We start from the raw sequence: 15831 nt of genomic DNA on the forward strand, positions 1-15831 counted from the left end.
CACGCCAGGGTCGAGGCGCCCGCCCCGCCGCGGCCACCGATCACCCCGACGGTCGTCGCGGGCCGGCCCACGCCCTCGACGACGTCGGCGATCCGGTCCATCAGCCACTGCTCGCCGTCCGGGAGCATCAGCACGTGGTCGGCGCCGATCTCCACAGCCCGCTTCCACACCCCGGAATCGTCCTGATCCCGCCCAACCAGGACGACGCCACGCCGTCGGGTCACCCCGCGCAGCCGCCCCGCGGCGTCGTCCCCGACCAGGACCAACGGCGCCGCCTCCCAGCACCCCCTGCCCTCCGGTACTCCATGTCCGACCTCGGGCCGCACTCCCGCCGCCGCGCACAGGCGCAGCAGGTCGTCCAGCAGGTCCACGTCCTCCGTCACGATCAACGGCGCGCGCCGCGCACCCCGCGCGTCCGACGCAATGACTCCCGTCACGGTCCGATCCCCCTCTCCGCACTCGCCCGCACCCGCGGACGATCCGATCCGCCCGCGAAGCAGCGGCGCGACAGGCGCCGAATACCGGCCGTCTCATCACCGTCCGGCCATAACGAACCGGCCATGAACACCGATCCGAACTTCGCGTGCGGAATCACCGTGCAGCGATCCCGGAAATCATGTGGATCTTGGTCAATAACTGTGGACGCGAGAAGGGTTGTGAATATCCCCCTCACCCATACCGGTGAGGCCGTGGAAGGCGGGCCGAGATCTCCGCAGAGCAGCCCCACGGTCACGGAGAGTGACATCTGCGCGGCGCGCCAACTCCCGTACTCAGCACGGGAATCGGGGGCGCCGAGGCAAGAAAAAAGGACCCGAAAACGGGTCCGGACATGCGACGACCCCCGCCGGGGGGGAGAGCGGGGGTCGTCCCCACGGTCCGACTCGGGGGGGGAGGAGCCAGACCGGGTTAGCACGGTCGCGAACGATCCGTGACTTCCATGGTGTACCCGAGAGCCTTCTCAGGCAAACCCACGCGCCACACCTTACGCCGAATGGTGGGCGCCTATGCTCAACCTCGTGGAAAACCACTCCTTGACGCACTCCATGCCCCGCACGGCGGCGTTCTTTGACCTGGACAAGACCGTCATCGCTAAGTCGAGCACGCTCACCTTCTCCAAGTCGTTCTACCAAGGCGGGCTGATCAACCGCAGGGCCGTGCTGCGTACCGCGTACGCGCAGTTCGTCTTCCTCGCCGGGGGTGCCGACCACGACCAGATGGAGCGGATGCGCGCGTACCTGTCGGCGCTGTGCCGCGGCTGGAACGTGCGGCAGGTGAAGGAGATCGTCGCCGAGACGCTGCACGACCTGATCGACCCGATCATCTACGACGAAGCGGCGTCCCTCATCGAGGAGCACCACACGGCCGGACGTGACGTCGTCATCGTCTCCACCTCGGGCGCCGAGGTCGTCGAGCCGATCGGCGAGCTGCTGGGTGCCGACCGGGTGGTGGCCACGCGCATGGTCGTCGGCGAGGACGGCTGCTTCACGGGCGAGGTGGAGTACTACGCGTACGGGCCGACGAAGGCGGAGGCCGTCAAGGAACTCGCGCGGTCCGAGGGGTACGACCTCGCGCGCTGCTACGCGTACAGCGACTCGGCGACGGACCTGCCGATGCTGAGCGCCGTCGGACATCCGCACGCGGTCAATCCGGACCGGACCCTGCGCCGCGAGGCTCTCGCGCGGGAATGGCCGATTCTCGACTTCCACAAGCCGGTGCGGCTCAAGCAGCGGCTGCCGAACCTCTCCGCGCCGTCCCGTCCGGCCCTGGTCGTGGCGGCCGCGGTGGGCGCCGCGGCTGCCACCGCGGGCCTGGTCTGGTACGCCAGTCGGCGCCGCGCACCGGCCGCCTCGCGTTGAAGCCCCGGCGGCACCCCGGAAATGGGCGCCCGATTCGCCCCTTATTGAACCTAAAAGTAAAGAAGTGCAGCCAGGACTTCCGCTTCCTCCAGGGGAGGAGTACAAAGGAGTCAACGGCCCGCGAGACCAGGGACATCCGAGAGGATCACCTTCAACCGCAACCAAGGCCCCACGGACCGAAGCATGAACACCGGGCACCCACGCGACGTCGACCCGTCGATTACGGGCCAGCCGCACCAGGTGACGGGCACACGTCCCGACCTGATGGGCAACACTTCGAGGACGCTTGGTAACCCGGCGCATCATGCCAGCGGCGGTACGAGAACTCGTACCGCCGCACCCCTTTGCGGAGGCCTTTACGCGGCGCCGCGCTGCAGCGCCTCGCACACCGCGGTCGACTCCCGCACGCCGAGCTCGACGGCCTTGCCGCAGTGGGCGATCCACGCGGCCATCCCCTCCGGCGTACCGGACACATAACCTTCGAGCGCGGCCACGTACGCCGCGCGCCCCCGCTCCGCGTGACCGACCTCCGCGGGGCAGATCGACTTCGGGTCGAGACCGGAGCCCACCAGGACGATGCGCTCGGCGGCGCGGGCGACCAGGCCGTTGTGCGAACCGAAGGGGCGCAGCGCGAGGAGTTCGCCGTGCACCACGGCGGCGCTCACCAGGGCGGGGGCCGAACTCCCCGCGATGATCAGCTGCGAGAGCCCCTCCAGGCGGCCCGCCACCTCGTCCGCGTCCGGCAGCGCAAGCTCGATGAGCGGCTCGTCGACCGGCTCGCCCGGCGTGCGCGGCCGACCCACAGCGCCCCCCTGATCGGCGGCCGCGACCAGATGCAGGCGCGCGAGCACCCGTAGTGGCGACTGCCGCCAGATGGACAGGAGTTGGCCGGCCTCTGCGGTCAGCCGCAGGGCGGCGCCGACCGTGCGTGCCTCGCCGTCGCCGCCCCCGCCGCTGAAGTCGGTCCGCCGCCGCACCTCTTCGAGGGCCCAGTCGGCGCCGGACAGCGCCGCGCTGCCCCGCGCACCGCGCAGCGCGGCCTCGGAGGTGACCTCATTGCTGCGGCGCCGCATGACCCGGTGCCCGTAGACCCGGTCCACCGCCTTGCGCACGGAGTCCACGGAGTCGCCCACACCGGGAAGCGTGCCCAGCGCGGCAAGGGGGTCGGCTGTCGTACTCATGAGTACGACCCTACGGGCCGGAGGGCCGCGCCCCACGAAGGAGTGGTCTTCTTCACGCGGCAAGGACACGCACAGCAATCACGCCGCTACCCTTGGTGAACATGAAGATCGCTTTCGTGGGGAAGGGCGGCAGCGGCAAGACCACGCTGTCCTCGCTCTTCATCCGTCACCTCGCCACCACCGGATCGCCGGTCGTCGCCGTCGACGCCGACATCAACCAGCACCTCGGGCCCGCGCTCGGCCTCGACGAGGACGCCGCCGCCGAACTGCCCGCCATGGGCGCGCGGCTGCCGCTCATCAAGGACTACCTGCGCGGCTCGAACCCGCGGATCGCCTCGGCCGACACGATGATCAAGACGACACCGCCCGGAGAGGGCTCCCGCCTGCTGCGCGTCGGCGAGAACAATCCCGTGTACGACGCCTGCGCCCGGCCCGTGGAACTCGACGGCGACGCCGTGCGTTTGATGGTCACCGGACCCTTCACCGAAGCCGACCTCGGTGTCGCCTGCTACCACTCCAAGACCGGAGCGGTGGAGCTGTGCCTGAATCACCTCGTCGACGGCCGCGGCGAGTACGTGGTGGTCGACATGACCGCGGGCTCCGACTCCTTCGCCTCGGGCATGTTCACCCGCTTCGACATGACGTTCCTGGTCGCCGAGCCGACGCGCAAGGGGGTCTCGGTCTATCGCCAGTACAAGGAGTACGCCCGGGACTTCGGCGTCGCGCTGAAGGTCGTGGGGAACAAGGTGCAGGGCGAGGACGACCTGGACTTCCTGCGCTCCGAGGTCGGGGACGACCTGCTCGTCACCGTCGGGCACTCGGACTGGGTGCGCGCCATGGAGAAGGGGCGGCCGCCGCGCTTCGCGCTCCTGGAGGAGGACAACAGGGCGGCCCTGCGGGCGCTTCAGGCCGCGGCCGACGCGACGTACGAGGCCCGCGACTGGGAGCGCTACACGCGCCAGATGGTGCACTTCCACCGGAAGAACGCCCAGAGCTGGGGCAACGAGAGGACCGGGGCCGACCTCGAAGTTCAGGTCGACCCCGGTTACGTCCTTCAGGAGAGCGTCACCGCAACGGCCTGACGGGCCTCAGGACTTGGCGGCCGGTGCGCCCGGCACCCCCTTGGGGGCCGGGGCCGGCTTGTCGGTGAGGAAGGACGCCCAGCCCTGCGCGGGCGCCTGCCCCACCTCGAGGCCGGTGAGCTTGGCCAGCGTCTTCGGGTCCTGCGCGTCGAGCCAGTCGGAGAGCTGGCGGAAGGAGACGCAGCGGGTCTCGGGCTTGCTGCAGACCGCCTTGACCGTCTCCTCGACGGCGCGCATGTAGTTGCCGCCGTTCCAGGACTCGAAGTGGTTGCCGATGACCAGAGGGGCGCGGTTGCCCTTGTAGGCGCGGTCGAAGCCCGCGAGCAGGCTGTCGCGCATCTGGTCTCCCCAGTACTGCTGCTTGTCGGGGTCGCCCTGCGTCGCCGTGCCCGACTGGTTGACCATGAAGTTGTAGTCCATGGTCAGCTGCTCGTAGGAGTGGCCCCGGAAGGGGACGAGCTGCATGGACAGGTCCCACAGGCCGTTCTTCTTCTTGGGCCACAGCTGGTTGTTGACGCCGCTGGTGTCGTAGCGGAAGCCCAGTTCGGAGGCCGCGCGCATGAAGTTCTTCTGCCCTTCGAGGCAGGGCGTGCGGGCGCCGATGAGCTCCTTGTCGTAGTCGAAGGGCAGCGGGGCCGCCTTCTTCATGCCCGTGTTGGTCTTCCAGCCCTTCACGAAGGACTTGGCCTGCTGGATCTCGCTCTTCCACTCGGCGACCGACCACTCGCCGACGCCGCCGCCCTTGCCGCAGAAGTGGCCGTTGAAGTGGGTGCCGATCTCGTTGCCCTCGAGCCAGGCGCCGCGCAGCTGGTCGACTGTGTCCTTGATTCCCTTGGCGTCGTTGAAGCCGATGTCCGAGCGGCCCGGCGAGTGCTGCGGCGCGTGGTAGAGGTCCGCCTTGCCCTCGGGGAGCATGTACACGCCGCTGAGGAAGTACGTCATGGTCGCGTTGTTGGCCTTGGCGACCTTGCGGAAGTGGGAGAACAGCTTCTGGCTGTCCTCGCCCGCGCCGTCCCAGGAGAAGACCACGAACTGCGGGGGCTTCTGGCCGGGTCTGAGGCGCTCGGCCCTCGGCAGGTGCGGCTGCGTTCCGGTGTACGCGGTCGAGCCGTCGCCGATCAGGCGCAGCACGCTGCCGGGGGCGGCGGGCGCGGCCTTCTTCGGGCCCGGGGCGCCTTGCTTGGGGGCGCCCGCGGCGCCTTGTTCGCTGTTCGCGCACCCGGCAAGGACCGCGGCGCATGCCGCGGCGGCGGCGATGGCCGCGGTGATCCTCAGGGTGACGATCCTCTGGGTGGCGGCCATCTTCCGCCCACCTACTTCCTTGGAGTCGGCCTACAAGACGGTGAATGCGAGAAATGCCCGCTTTGTGCGAGCGGCTCCGCCAACGTCGCACGAGGTCACCGTGATGCTTGTACGACAAGCCGACCAAGATTCTTATTCACTCCCTGGAGTGAATGATTGCCCCATTTGCCCGGTAAATCCGTCCACAAACTTTACTCTGCATTACGATCCATTTACCGAGCGTCACTTTCATCCCGCCGCTGCACGCCGTGAACCACGGCCGCGATCGACCCCTCCCACCACCCGGGGTCCCCCACATTCCGCGACCGCGCTGCACCCCGGAGGAGACGGGAAACATGTCAGCCTGCGTACCCACTCGCGCCAGTGACTCCGACCGCACGGACGAGCCGACAGAGGCCGCCCGTCACGCACACAGTCCCCCACCGCCGCCACACCGGCGCTTCCGCATCGCGGGCGCCGACCTGTCGGCGTCCATCGCGGTCTTCCTGATCGCACTGCCCCTCTCGCTGGGCATCGCCCTGGCGACCGGCGCACCCCTCGAATCGGGGCTCGTCGCGGCCGCCGTCGGCGGGCTCGTCGTCGGCCTGCTGGGTGGCGCCCCGCTCCAGGTCAGCGGCCCCGCCGCAGGCCTGACCGTCGTCACCGCCGAGCTGATCCAGCGCTACGGCTGGCGGACCACCTGCGCGATCACCGTGATGGCCGGTGCCGCCCAGATCGGGCTCGGCTGCCTGCGGGTGGCCCGCACGGCGCTCGCCGTCAGCCCCGCCGTCGTGCACGGCATGCTCGCGGGGATCGGGATCACCATCGCCGTCGCCCAGTTGCACATCGTCCTCGGCGGCACCCCGGAGAGCGCGGTCCTCGACAACCTCGCGGCGCTGCCCGCCCAGTTGGCCAACGTGCATCCCGCCGCCCTGGGCATGAGCGCCCTCACCCTCTCCGTGCTCTTCGCCTGGCCGCGCATCCCGGGACGCGTCGGGCGCCTCACGCGCAAGGTGCCCGCGGCGCTCGTCGCGGTGACCTCCGCGACCGTCGTCACCGCGGTGTTCGGCCTCACCCTGCCCGAGGTCGACCTGCCGTCCTGGAGCAGCCACGCGCTGGCCGGGCTGCCGGACGGGCCCGTGCTCGGGATCGCCGCCGCCGTGCTGACGACCACCCTGGTGTGCAGCGTGCAGTCGCTGCTCGGGGCCGTCGCCACCGACAAGCTGGCCACCAAGCGGACCGATCTGCCACCCCGGATGCGCCGTGCCAACCTGGACCGGGAACTGCTCGGCCAGGGCGCCGCGAACATCGTGTCCGGATCGCTCGGCGGTCTGCCCGTCGCCGGTGTCGCCGTGCGCTCGGCGGCGAACGTGAACGCGGGCGGCGTGAGCCGGAACTCCACGATGCTGCACGGCGTTTGGGTAGTAGCGGCCACGCTGTTCCTGGTCCCCGTCCTGGAGCTGATCCCGCTCGCCTCGCTCGCCGCCCTGGTGATGGCGGTCGGCATCCAGATGGTGTCCCTGAACCACATCCGCACGGTCACCCGCCACCGTGAGGTCCTGGTGTACGTCGTGACCACCCTCGGTGTCGTCGTGTTCGGCGTCCTGGAAGGCGTGGGGCTCGGGGTCGCGGTCGCCGTCGGTGTCGCACTGCACCGCCTCGCGCGCACCCGCATCACGCACGAGGAGGACCGCGAGGGTGTCCACCACGTGCGCGTGCGCGGGCAGTTGACGTTCCTCGCCGTGCCGCGGCTGAGCCGGGTGCTGCACCAGGTGCCCCACGGGGCGGACTGTGTCGTGGAGTTGGACGGGTCCTTCATGGACCATGCCGCGTACGAGGCCCTGCAGGACTGGCAGAAGTCGCACGCGTCGCAGGGCGGACGGGTGGAGATGACCGGGCGTTCCGGGAGCCGTATCGCCGAGCCCGCGCGCGCGAGCCACACCTGCTGCCGGCCCTGGACGCCCTGGCGCAACCACCACTGCGACCGGCCGCACGCGCACGCCCCCGAGGCCGCCGAGCCGCGGCGCGGCGGGCATCAACTGGCCAGTGGGATCAGCGCGTTCCAGCGCAACACGGCTCCCCTGGTCCGCGGGGAGCTGGCACGGCTGGCGAGAGAAGGGCAGCAGCCCACGCAGCTGTTCCTGACCTGCGCCGACTCGCGGCTCGTCACGTCGATGATCACGTCCAGCGGCCCCGGCGACCTCTTCGTCGTACGGAACGTGGGCAACCTCGTCCCCCTGCCCGGCGCCGAGAGCGGCGACGACTCGGTCGCGGCAGCCATCGAGTACGCCGTGGACGTGCTGAAGGTCCGGTCGATCACCGTGTGCGGGCACTCCGGATGCGGGGCCATGCAGGCGCTGCTGAGCAGCCCACCCGCCGAGGGGTCCGGCGCGCTCACTCCGCTCAAGAGGTGGCTGCGGCACGGGATGCCGAGCCTGGCGCGCGTGGCCGACGACGGACTCCCGTGGGCGCGGCTGGCCGGGCGGGCGCCCGCCGACGCGGTCGAGCAGCTCTGCCTGACCAATGTCGTCCAGCAGTTGGAGCACTTGCGGGCGCACGAGTCGGTGGCCCGCGCCCTGGAGCAGGGTGCGCTCGAACTGCACGGGATGTACTTCCACGTCGGTGAGGCGCAGGCGTATCTGCTGCAGGACTCGGACCCGGTGTTCGGTCAGGTCGCGGCGACCTCCTTCGAGGACAGCGACGCCAGTGGCGTCAGCGAAGTCAGCGACGTCAGCGGCGCCGCGCGGGCCTGAACCGGCCCCTGCCCACCCGCGTGTCACGGGTGAGAACGTGTGGCTCCCCGCCGATCACGGCCGGGAGCCACCACCCGTCGCCCTACAGGTCGCCCTACAGGTCTAAACCAATTCGCCGACCCCCCTTGTCACCAGGGGTCGGCGTCTGATGAGCTGTGGGCTGGGACACAACGGTCGCCCCGGCAAAGCACCGTAAGGGAGATGTCGTGAGCAACGAAAGCCTGGCCAACCTCTTGAAGGAGGAGCGACGCTTCGCGCCGCCGGCCGATCTGGCCGCGCACGCCAACGTCACGGCCGAGGCGTACGAGCAGGCCAAGGCTGACCGGCTCGGTTTCTGGGCCGAGCAGGCCCGCCGGCTGACCTGGGCCAGCGAGCCGACCGAGACGCTGGACTGGTCGAACCCGCCGTTCGCGAAGTGGTTCGCCGACGGCACGCTGAACGTCGCGTACAACTGCGTCGACCGGCACGTCGAGGCCGGCAACGGCGACCGGGTCGCCATCCACTTCGAAGGCGAGCCGGGCGACAGCCGCGCGATCACCTACGCCGAGCTCAAGGACGAGGTCAGCCGGGCCGCGAACGCGCTGACCGAACTGGGCGTCCAGGCCGGCGACCGGGTCGCCGTCTACCTGCCGATGATCCCCGAAGCCGTCATCTCGATGCTGGCCTGCGCCCGCATCGGCGCCGCGCACTCCGTCGTCTTCGGGGGCTTTTCCGCCGACGCGATCGCCAAGCGCATCGAGGACGCCGACGCCAAGGTCGTCATCACCTCCGACGGCGGCTACCGCCGCGGCAAGCCCTCCGCGCTCAAGCCCGCCGTCGACGAGGCCCTCACCCGCGTCTCGGTGGAGCGGGTCCTCGTCGTGCGCCGCACCGGGCAGGACGTCGCCTGGACCGAGGGCCGCGACCTGTGGTGGCACGAGGTCGTCGCCCGCCAGTCGGCCGAGCACGCGCCGCAGGCCTTCGACGCCGAGCAGCCGCTGTTCATCCTGTACACGTCCGGGACGACGGGGAAGCCGAAGGGCATCCTGCACACCTCCGGCGGCTACCTCACCCAGGCGTCCTACACCCACCACGCGGTCTTCGACCTGAAGCCCGAGAGCGACGTGTACTGGTGCACCGCCGACATCGGCTGGGTCACCGGGCACTCCTACATCACGTACGGGCCGCTCTCCAACGGCGCCACCCAGGTCATCTACGAGGGCACCCCGGACACCCCGCACCAGGGCCGGTTCTGGGAGATCGTGCAGAAGTACGGCGTCACGATCCTCTACACCGCCCCGACCGCGATCCGTACGTTCATGAAGTGGGGCGACGACATCCCCGCGAAGTTCGACCTGTCCAGCCTGCGCGTCCTCGGGTCGGTCGGTGAGCCGATCAACCCCGAGGCCTGGGTCTGGTACCGCAAGAACATCGGCGGCGACAAGGCGCCCATCGTGGACACCTGGTGGCAGACCGAGACCGGCGCGATCATGATCTCGCCGCTGCCCGGCGTCACCGAGACCAAGCCGGGCTCGGCCCAGCGGGCACTGCCCGGCATCTCGGCGACCGTCGTCGACGACGAGGCCCACGAAGTGCCCGACGGCGGAGGCGGCTACCTCGTCCTCACCGAGCCGTGGCCGTCGATGCTGCGCACCATCTGGGGCGACGACCAGCGGTTCATCGACACCTACTGGTCGCGTTTCGAGGGCAAGTACTTCGCCGGTGACGGCGCGAAGAAGGACGACGACGGCGACATCTGGCTGCTCGGCCGGGTCGACGACGTCATGCTCGTGTCCGGGCACAACATCTCGACCACCGAGGTCGAGTCCGCGCTCGTCTCGCACCCGGCCGTCGCCGAGGCCGCCGTCGTCGGCGCCAACGACGAGACCACCGGACAGGCGATCGTCGCCTTCGTGATCCTGCGCGGCACCGCGAACGCGGAGGACGAGTCCCTCGTCGCCGACCTGCGCAACCACGTCGGCTCCGTGCTCGGCCCGATCGCCAAGCCCAAGCGCGTCCTGCCCGTCGCCGAGCTGCCCAAGACCCGCTCCGGCAAGATCATGCGCCGCCTGCTGCGCGACGTCGCGGAGAACCGCGCGGTCGGCGACGTCACCACCCTCGCCGACTCATCCGTCATGGACCTCATCCAGACCAAGCTGCCGGCGGCACCCAGCGAGGACTGATCCGCGCACCCGCGCGACCACGGAACGGGCACCCGACGAGCGAGCCGGGTGCCCGTTTCGTGCGTATCGTGACGATCACCAGGTACGCCCGCGCGTACACCCGGTAGGGTGAAGGCCGCGTCAAGGACGCGACAGGAAGTCCACAGGGTGTGCCGGGAAGTCTGGTCGGCGTAGGTATCAGCCGTACCTGACCGGAGGTTTCACGCGTGAGCGCGCCCAGCAAGAACGACCGCAAGGCACTCGGCCGGCTCACCCTGCCCGAGCGCAATTTCGTGGCCAACGCGCTACGGGCCGAGACGGTCGGCGGCGTGCTGCTGCTCGTCGCCGCGATCGCCGCCCTCGTCTGGGCGAACGTGCCCGCCCTGCGACACAGTTACGAGACGGTCAGCCACTTCCACCTCGGCCCGGCCTCGCTCGGTCTCGACCTCTCCCTGCAGCACTGGGCCGCCGACGGACTGCTCGCCGTCTTCTTCTTCGTCGCGGGCATCGAGCTCAAGCGCGAACTCGTCGCCGGCGATCTGCGCGACCCCAAGGCGGCCGCCCTCCCGGTCATCGCCGCGGTCTGCGGCATGGCGGTGCCCGCGCTCGTCTACACCGTGGTCAACGTGGTCGGCGACGGCGCGATGGACGGCTGGGCCGTGCCGACCGCGACCGACATCGCGTTCGCGCTCGCCGTCCTCGCCGTCCTCGGTACGTCGCTGCCGAGCGCGCTGCGGGCCTTCCTGCTCACCCTCGCCGTCGTCGACGACCTCTTCGCGATCCTGATCATCGCGGTCTTCTTCACCAGCGACATCAACTTCGCCGCGCTGGCCGGCGCGGTCGTCGGGCTCGGCGTCTTCTACCTGCTGACGCGCAAGCGCGTGCGCGGCTGGTACCTCTACGTCCCGCTCGCCCTCGTCATCTGGGCCCTGATGTACAACAGCGGCATCCACGCCACCATCGCCGGTGTCGCCATGGGCCTGATGCTGCGCTGTCACAGAGAGGAGGGCGAGCGGCAGTCCCCCGGCGAGCACATCGAGCACCTGGTGCGGCCGCTGTCCGCCGGCTTCGCGGTGCCGCTGTTCGCCCTGTTCAGCGCCGGGGTCGTGGTGTCGGGCGGGGCGGTCGGGGACGTCTTCACCCGGCCGGAGACGCTGGGCATCGTGCTCGGTCTCGTCGTCGGCAAGGCGGTCGGCATCTTCGGCGGTACGTGGCTGACGGCACGGTTCACCAAGGCGTCGCTGTCGGACGAGCTGGCCTGGCCGGACGTCTTCGCGGTGGCCTCGCTCGCCGGCATCGGCTTCACCGTCTCCCTCCTGATCGACGAACTCGCCTTCGACGGCGACGCCACGCTCACCGCCGAGGGCAAGGCGGCGGTGCTGATCGGCTCGTTGATCGCGGCCGTCCTCAGCGGCGTACTGCTGAAGATGCGCAACGCCAAGTACCGGGCGCTGTGGGAGGAGGAGGAGCGCGACGACGACCTCGACGGCATCCCCGACATCTACGAGAAGGACAAGCCGGAGTACCACCAGCGGATGGCCGAGATCTACGAGAAGAAGGCCGCGGAGCACCGCAGGCTTGCCGAAGCGGCGGCCGGGGCAAGCGACGGGGACGAGCGTCCGGCATGATCTGACATCAAGCCCGCTTCTACAGGAAAACAGAGGGAGTACGCGATGAGCGCACCCGACGACAGCCCGGTCGGCGCCGAACGCAGCATCGGCCAGCTGTTCGCCTCGGCGACGACCGAGATGTCCGCACTGGTGCACGATGAGATCGCCCTCGCGAAGGCGCAGCTCAAGCGTGACGTGAAGAAGGGCGCGGCGAGCGGTGGCGCCTTCTCGGCGGCACTGATGGTGCTGATCTTCTCGCTGCCGATGCTGAGCTTCGCTCTCGCGTACGGCATCAACACCTGGACCGGCGGGCACAACGGCAACGGCGGCTGGAACCTCGCCTGGTGCTTCCTGCTCTCCTTCGCCGCGAGCGTGGTCCTCGCCGGCCTGCTCGCCCTCATCGGCACCGTCTTCGCCAAGAAGGCCAAGAAGGGCAAGGGGCCGCAGAAGGTCGCCGCCTCGGTCAAGGAGTCGGCGGGCGTACTGCAGAACGCCAAGCCGCACCCCCGTCAGGTGACGGCCGGCGACCGTGTCCCCGAGGCCATCGAGGCTGTGGCACGCTCGTCCTCATGACGGACCCCGCCACACCTTCGGCCCAACCGCCCTCCTCTGTCGTGCGCCTGGACATCCCCGGCGGACACGAGGTGATCCACCGGGACGTCGCGGCCAACGGCGCCCGCTTCCACATCGCGGAGACCGGTGACGGGCCGCTGGTGCTGCTGCTGCACGGCTTCCCGCAGTTCTGGTGGACGTGGCGCCACCAACTCGGCGCGCTCGCCGACGCGGGCTTCCGGGCGGTGGCCATGGACCTGCGGGGTGTGGGCGGCAGCGACCGCACGCCGCGGGGTTACGACCCGGCGAACCTCGCGCTCGACATCACCGGTGTCGTGCGTTCGCTCGGCGAGCACGACGCGGCACTCGTCGGGCACGATCTCGGCGGCTACCTCGCCTGGACCGCGGCCGTGATGCGCCCCAAGCTGGTGCGCCGGCTCGCGGTGGCGTCGATGCCGCACCCGCGGCGCTGGCGCTCGGCCATGCTCTCGGACGTCAAGCAGACCACAGCCGGGTCCTACGTCTGGGGCTTCCAGCGGCCGTGGCTGCCGGAGCGTCAACTGGTCGCGGACGACGCGGCGTTGGTGGGCAAGCTGGTACGGGAATGGTCGGGCCCGCACCAGCCCGACGACGAGAGCGTCGAGACGTACCGGCGCGCCATGACCATCCCGTCGACGGCCCACTGCGCGATCGAGCCGTACCGGTGGATGGTGCGCTCGATGGCCCGGCCGGACGGCATCCAGTTCAACCGGCGGATGAAGCGGCCGGTGCGGGTGCCCACGCTGCACCTGCACGGCTCGCTCGATCCGGTGATGCGCACGCGCAGCGCGGCGGGCTCCGGCGAGTACGTCGAAGCCCCGTACCGCTGGCGCCTGTTCGACGGTCTCGGGCACTTCCCGCAGGAGGAGGATCCCGTCGCCTTCTCCACGGAGCTGGTGAACTGGCTGAAGGATCCCGAGCCCGACCGGTAGCCGCGGGAACGCCTGTCCTACGAACAGCCAAATGCCTGGCGCATACGCCAATTTGGGGACCGTGGGGGTGATTACCGACCATGGGGCCCGGGCAGACGTCGAGGTATGGGCTGGACGCACGACTACAGTGACGCAGCACGCAACAGCCGCCCAGCGATGACGCTGGGCTCTCCCCGGAGGGGGGCGCCGGAGGGGAATCCGGCGCACGATCCCCATCTGGGTATTCCGCACATTCTGCGACGCCGGGCCCGGTGGGTGTCCGCGCGGCTGCGGCACAGCGGCCGCACCTGAGCGACCCCGCGGATCACCTCACGAGGCACGGCGGGTCACCTCACAAGGCGCAGGCGTCCGTGTCCACTTGCTGGACCGCGGTACGGCCCTGGGTGATGTCGGTGCGGATCTCGTCTCCCGACAGGGCGTACCCCGTGTCCGCGTCGTCCAGGGACTTGGCGAAGACCACGCCGTAGACCCGGCCGTCGGGGGTCAGCAGCGGGCCGCCGGAGTTGCCCTGACGGACCGTCGCGTACAGCGAGTACACGTCACGCTTGACCGTGCCGCGGTGGTAGATGTCCGGGCCGTCGGCCGAGATGCGGCCGCGCACGCGTGCGGGACGCACGTCGTACGCGCCGTTCTCCGGGAAGCCCGCGACGATCGCGCCGCCGCCGCGCTCCGCGTCCGCCGCCGTGAACCGGAGCGGGGGTGCCTTCAGTGCCGGCACGTCCAGGACGGCGATGTCGCGCTTCCAGTCGTAGAGCACGACCTTCGCGTCGTACTTGATGCCTTCGCCGCCGATCTGCACGGTCGGCTCGTCGACGCCGCCGACCACGTGCGCGTTGGTCATGACGCGGCGGTCGGAGAAGACGAAGCCGGTGCCCTCCAGGACCTTGCCACAACTGGGCGCCTGGCCCACGACCTTGACGATCGAACGCTGGGCGGTCCGGGCGACCCGGCTGTTCGCCAGGGCGGGGTCGGGGGGCGCGACCTCGGTGATCGGCTCGTTGGCGAACGGGCTGAAGACCTGGGGGAAACCGTTCTGCGCAAGAGTGGAGGAGAAATCCGCGAACCAGGTGTCGGCCTGGGTCGGCAACGCCTGGGAGACCCCGAGCAGCACTTTCGAACTGCGGACTTCCTTGCCGAGCGTGGGCAGCGTCGTACCGGCGAGGGCGGAACCTATCAGCCAGGCGACCAGGAGCATCGCCGCCACGTTGACCGCGGCGCCGCCCGACGCGTCGAGCGCGCGCGCCGGGGACCAGGTGATGTACCGGCGCAGCTTGTTGCCCAAGTGGGTGGTGAAGGCCTGGCCGACCGAGGCGCAGACGATCACGACGGCCACGGCGACGACCGTGACGGTCGTGGTGACCTCGGCGTCGTCGGTGGCCGCGCCCCAGATGACGGGCAGCGCGTAGACCGCGACGAGACCGCCGCCCAGGAAGCCGATCACCGACAGGATGCCGACGACGAAGCCCTGGCGGTAGCCCACGATCGCAAACCAGACGGCGGCGGCGAGCAGCAGGATGTCCAGCACGTTCACCGAATTCAGGCCTCGCCTCGCATCGCAGGTTTCCACTTCCGTGCCCGGGTCCCGGGTGCGGTCCCCGAGGCGGCCCGGCACGGGGCCCACCCTGTCATGTGCGCCAGTCGAGTGGGACCGTCTTCTCCCGGTCCCAGGGGCGCTCCCACCCCGCGTAGTGCAGGATCCGGTCGATCACGCCGGCCGTGAAGCCCCACACCAGCGCGGATTCCACGAGGAAGGCGGGGCCCTGGTGGCCGCTCGGGTGGACGGTCGTCGCCCGGTGGGCCGGGTCCGTGAGATCCGCCACGGGCACGGTGAAGACGCGGGCCGTCTCCGCCGGGTCGACCGCGGCGACGGGCGTGGGCACCCGCCACCATCCCAGTACGGGCGTGACGACGAATCCGCTCACCGGGATGTACAGCTTCGGCAGCACTCCGAAGAGCTGGACGCCCCTCGGGTCCAGGCCCGTCTCCTCCCAGGCCTCCCGCAGGGCGGCGCGCAGCGGGCCCTCGGTGCGCGGGTCGCCGTCCTCCGGGTCGAGGGCGCCGCCGGGGAAGGAGGGCTGGCCCGCGTGCGATCTGAGCGAGCCCGAGCGCTCCATCAGCAGGAGCTCGGGGCCGCGCGCGCCCTCGCCGAACAGGACGAGGACCGCGGACTGGCGGCCCGCGCCGCTCTTCGGGGGCAGGAAGCGGCTCAGCTGGTCGCCGCGGACCGTGCGGGCCGCGTCCGCGACCGGGGCCAGCCAGTCGGGCAGGCCCTCCGTGCGCAGCGTGACGTCCGGGACCGGCGGGGCGCCGCCCGTCCCGCCGGTGTCACCGGCGCCGCCGGTCCTGCCCGTCCCGTCGATCTCGCTCACGTGCTTCATCCCGCCGCCCCCGTACCTGTCGTGAT

Annotated in this window: 12 protein-coding genes and 1 pseudogene; 8 read left to right on the top strand and 5 right to left on the bottom strand. The window is 70.5% G+C overall.

All coding sequences use genetic code 11. From position 1 onward, the window contains the following. Window positions 1–437 (bottom strand): annotated as a pseudogene (locus G3I40_RS13580) (septum formation initiator); the annotation flags it as partial. Window positions 438–1004: 567 nt separating this feature from the next. On the opposite strand from G3I40_RS13580, the gene G3I40_RS13585 reads away from it, so the two are divergent. Next, window positions 1005–1856, top strand: coding sequence for an HAD-IB family hydrolase (locus G3I40_RS13585; RefSeq protein ID WP_164302412.1), 852 nt, complete (start codon window positions 1005–1007; stop codon window positions 1854–1856). A gap of 356 nt (window positions 1857–2212) precedes the next feature. On the opposite strand, the gene G3I40_RS13590 is transcribed toward G3I40_RS13585, so the two are convergent. Further along, a complete protein-coding gene (locus tag G3I40_RS13590; RefSeq protein WP_164302413.1) occupies window positions 2213–3037 on the bottom strand; it encodes a Fic family protein in 825 nt (274 codons plus the stop codon). A 101-nt stretch (window positions 3038–3138) separates the two neighbouring features. Here G3I40_RS13590 and G3I40_RS13595 point away from each other — a divergent pair, with 101 nt between their 5' ends. Continuing rightward, window positions 3139–4119, top strand: coding sequence for an ATP-binding protein (locus G3I40_RS13595; protein ID WP_164302414.1), 981 nt, complete (start codon window positions 3139–3141; stop codon window positions 4117–4119). 6 nt (window positions 4120–4125) lie between these two features. Here the strand turns inward: G3I40_RS13595 and G3I40_RS13600 are convergent, their stop codons facing one another. Next, window positions 4126–5421 carry a hypothetical protein gene (locus G3I40_RS13600; protein ID WP_164302415.1) on the bottom strand — a complete coding sequence of 432 codons (1296 nt, stop codon included), beginning with the start codon at window positions 5419–5421 and terminating at the stop codon, window positions 4126–4128. Between the two features lie 335 nt (window positions 5422–5756). Here G3I40_RS13600 and G3I40_RS13605 point away from each other — a divergent pair, with 335 nt between their 5' ends. From G3I40_RS13605 to G3I40_RS47125, 6 genes are all read left to right on the top strand, one after another. Then, a complete protein-coding gene (locus tag G3I40_RS13605; protein ID WP_164302416.1) occupies window positions 5757–8153 on the top strand; it encodes a bifunctional SulP family inorganic anion transporter/carbonic anhydrase in 2397 nt (798 codons plus the stop codon). Window positions 8154–8359: 206 nt separating this feature from the next. Beyond that, window positions 8360–10315 (top strand): acetate--CoA ligase, encoded by a 1956-nt coding sequence (gene acs, locus G3I40_RS13610; RefSeq protein ID WP_343244922.1) that lies wholly within the window; start codon window positions 8360–8362, stop codon window positions 10313–10315. A gap of 206 nt (window positions 10316–10521) precedes the next feature. After that, window positions 10522–11922, top strand: a complete 1401-nt coding sequence (nhaA, locus tag G3I40_RS13615) for a Na+/H+ antiporter NhaA (protein ID WP_164302418.1) — start codon at window positions 10522–10524, stop codon at window positions 11920–11922. Window positions 11923–11967: 45 nt separating this feature from the next. Next, on the top strand, window positions 11968–12477 hold the full coding sequence (locus G3I40_RS13620) for a phage holin family protein (RefSeq protein WP_164302419.1): 510 nt from the start codon (window positions 11968–11970) through the stop codon (window positions 12475–12477). Beyond that, window positions 12474–13427, top strand: a complete 954-nt coding sequence (locus G3I40_RS13625) for an alpha/beta hydrolase (protein WP_164302420.1) — start codon at window positions 12474–12476, stop codon at window positions 13425–13427. Before G3I40_RS13620 ends, G3I40_RS13625 begins: the two co-directional genes overlap by 4 nt. A gap of 105 nt (window positions 13428–13532) precedes the next feature. Then, window positions 13533–13718: a hypothetical protein gene (locus tag G3I40_RS47125; protein ID WP_239091715.1), complete on the top strand. Its 186-nt coding sequence runs from the start codon at window positions 13533–13535 to the stop codon at window positions 13716–13718. Between the two features lie 40 nt (window positions 13719–13758). Here the strand turns inward: G3I40_RS47125 and G3I40_RS13630 are convergent, their stop codons facing one another. Continuing rightward, window positions 13759–14958, bottom strand: coding sequence for a MarP family serine protease (locus tag G3I40_RS13630; protein ID WP_164302421.1), 1200 nt, complete (start codon window positions 14956–14958; stop codon window positions 13759–13761). Between the two features lie 94 nt (window positions 14959–15052). Next, window positions 15053–15805 carry a CoA pyrophosphatase gene (locus tag G3I40_RS13635; RefSeq protein ID WP_203643999.1) on the bottom strand — a complete coding sequence of 251 codons (753 nt, stop codon included), beginning with the start codon at window positions 15803–15805 and terminating at the stop codon, window positions 15053–15055. Between the last annotated feature and the right edge of the window lie 26 nt (window positions 15806–15831).

The organism is Streptomyces sp. SID14478, assembly GCF_010548525.1.
GTDB lineage: Bacteria > Actinomycetota > Actinomycetes > Streptomycetales > Streptomycetaceae > Streptomyces.

Excerpts from the sequence above, each read along its gene's own strand:
- G3I40_RS13635 (WP_203643999.1), bottom strand. The coding sequence starts at position 15,805 with ATGAAGCACGTGAGCGAGATCGACGGGACGGGCAGGACCGGCGGCGCC.
- G3I40_RS13620 (WP_164302419.1), top strand. The coding sequence starts at position 11,968 with ATGAGCGCACCCGACGACAGCCCGGTCGGCGCCGAACGCAGCATCGGC.
- G3I40_RS13625 (WP_164302420.1), top strand. The coding sequence starts at position 12,474 with ATGACGGACCCCGCCACACCTTCGGCCCAACCGCCCTCCTCTGTCGTG.
- G3I40_RS13595 (WP_164302414.1), top strand. The coding sequence starts at position 3,139 with ATGAAGATCGCTTTCGTGGGGAAGGGCGGCAGCGGCAAGACCACGCTG.
- G3I40_RS13590 (WP_164302413.1), bottom strand. The coding sequence starts at position 3,037 with ATGAGTACGACAGCCGACCCCCTTGCCGCGCTGGGCACGCTTCCCGGT.
- G3I40_RS47125 (WP_239091715.1), top strand. The coding sequence starts at position 13,533 with ATGGGCTGGACGCACGACTACAGTGACGCAGCACGCAACAGCCGCCCA.
- G3I40_RS13585 (WP_164302412.1), top strand. The coding sequence starts at position 1,005 with ATGCTCAACCTCGTGGAAAACCACTCCTTGACGCACTCCATGCCCCGC.
- G3I40_RS13605 (WP_164302416.1), top strand. The coding sequence starts at position 5,757 with ATGTCAGCCTGCGTACCCACTCGCGCCAGTGACTCCGACCGCACGGAC.
- G3I40_RS13600 (WP_164302415.1), bottom strand. The coding sequence starts at position 5,421 with ATGGCCGCCACCCAGAGGATCGTCACCCTGAGGATCACCGCGGCCATC.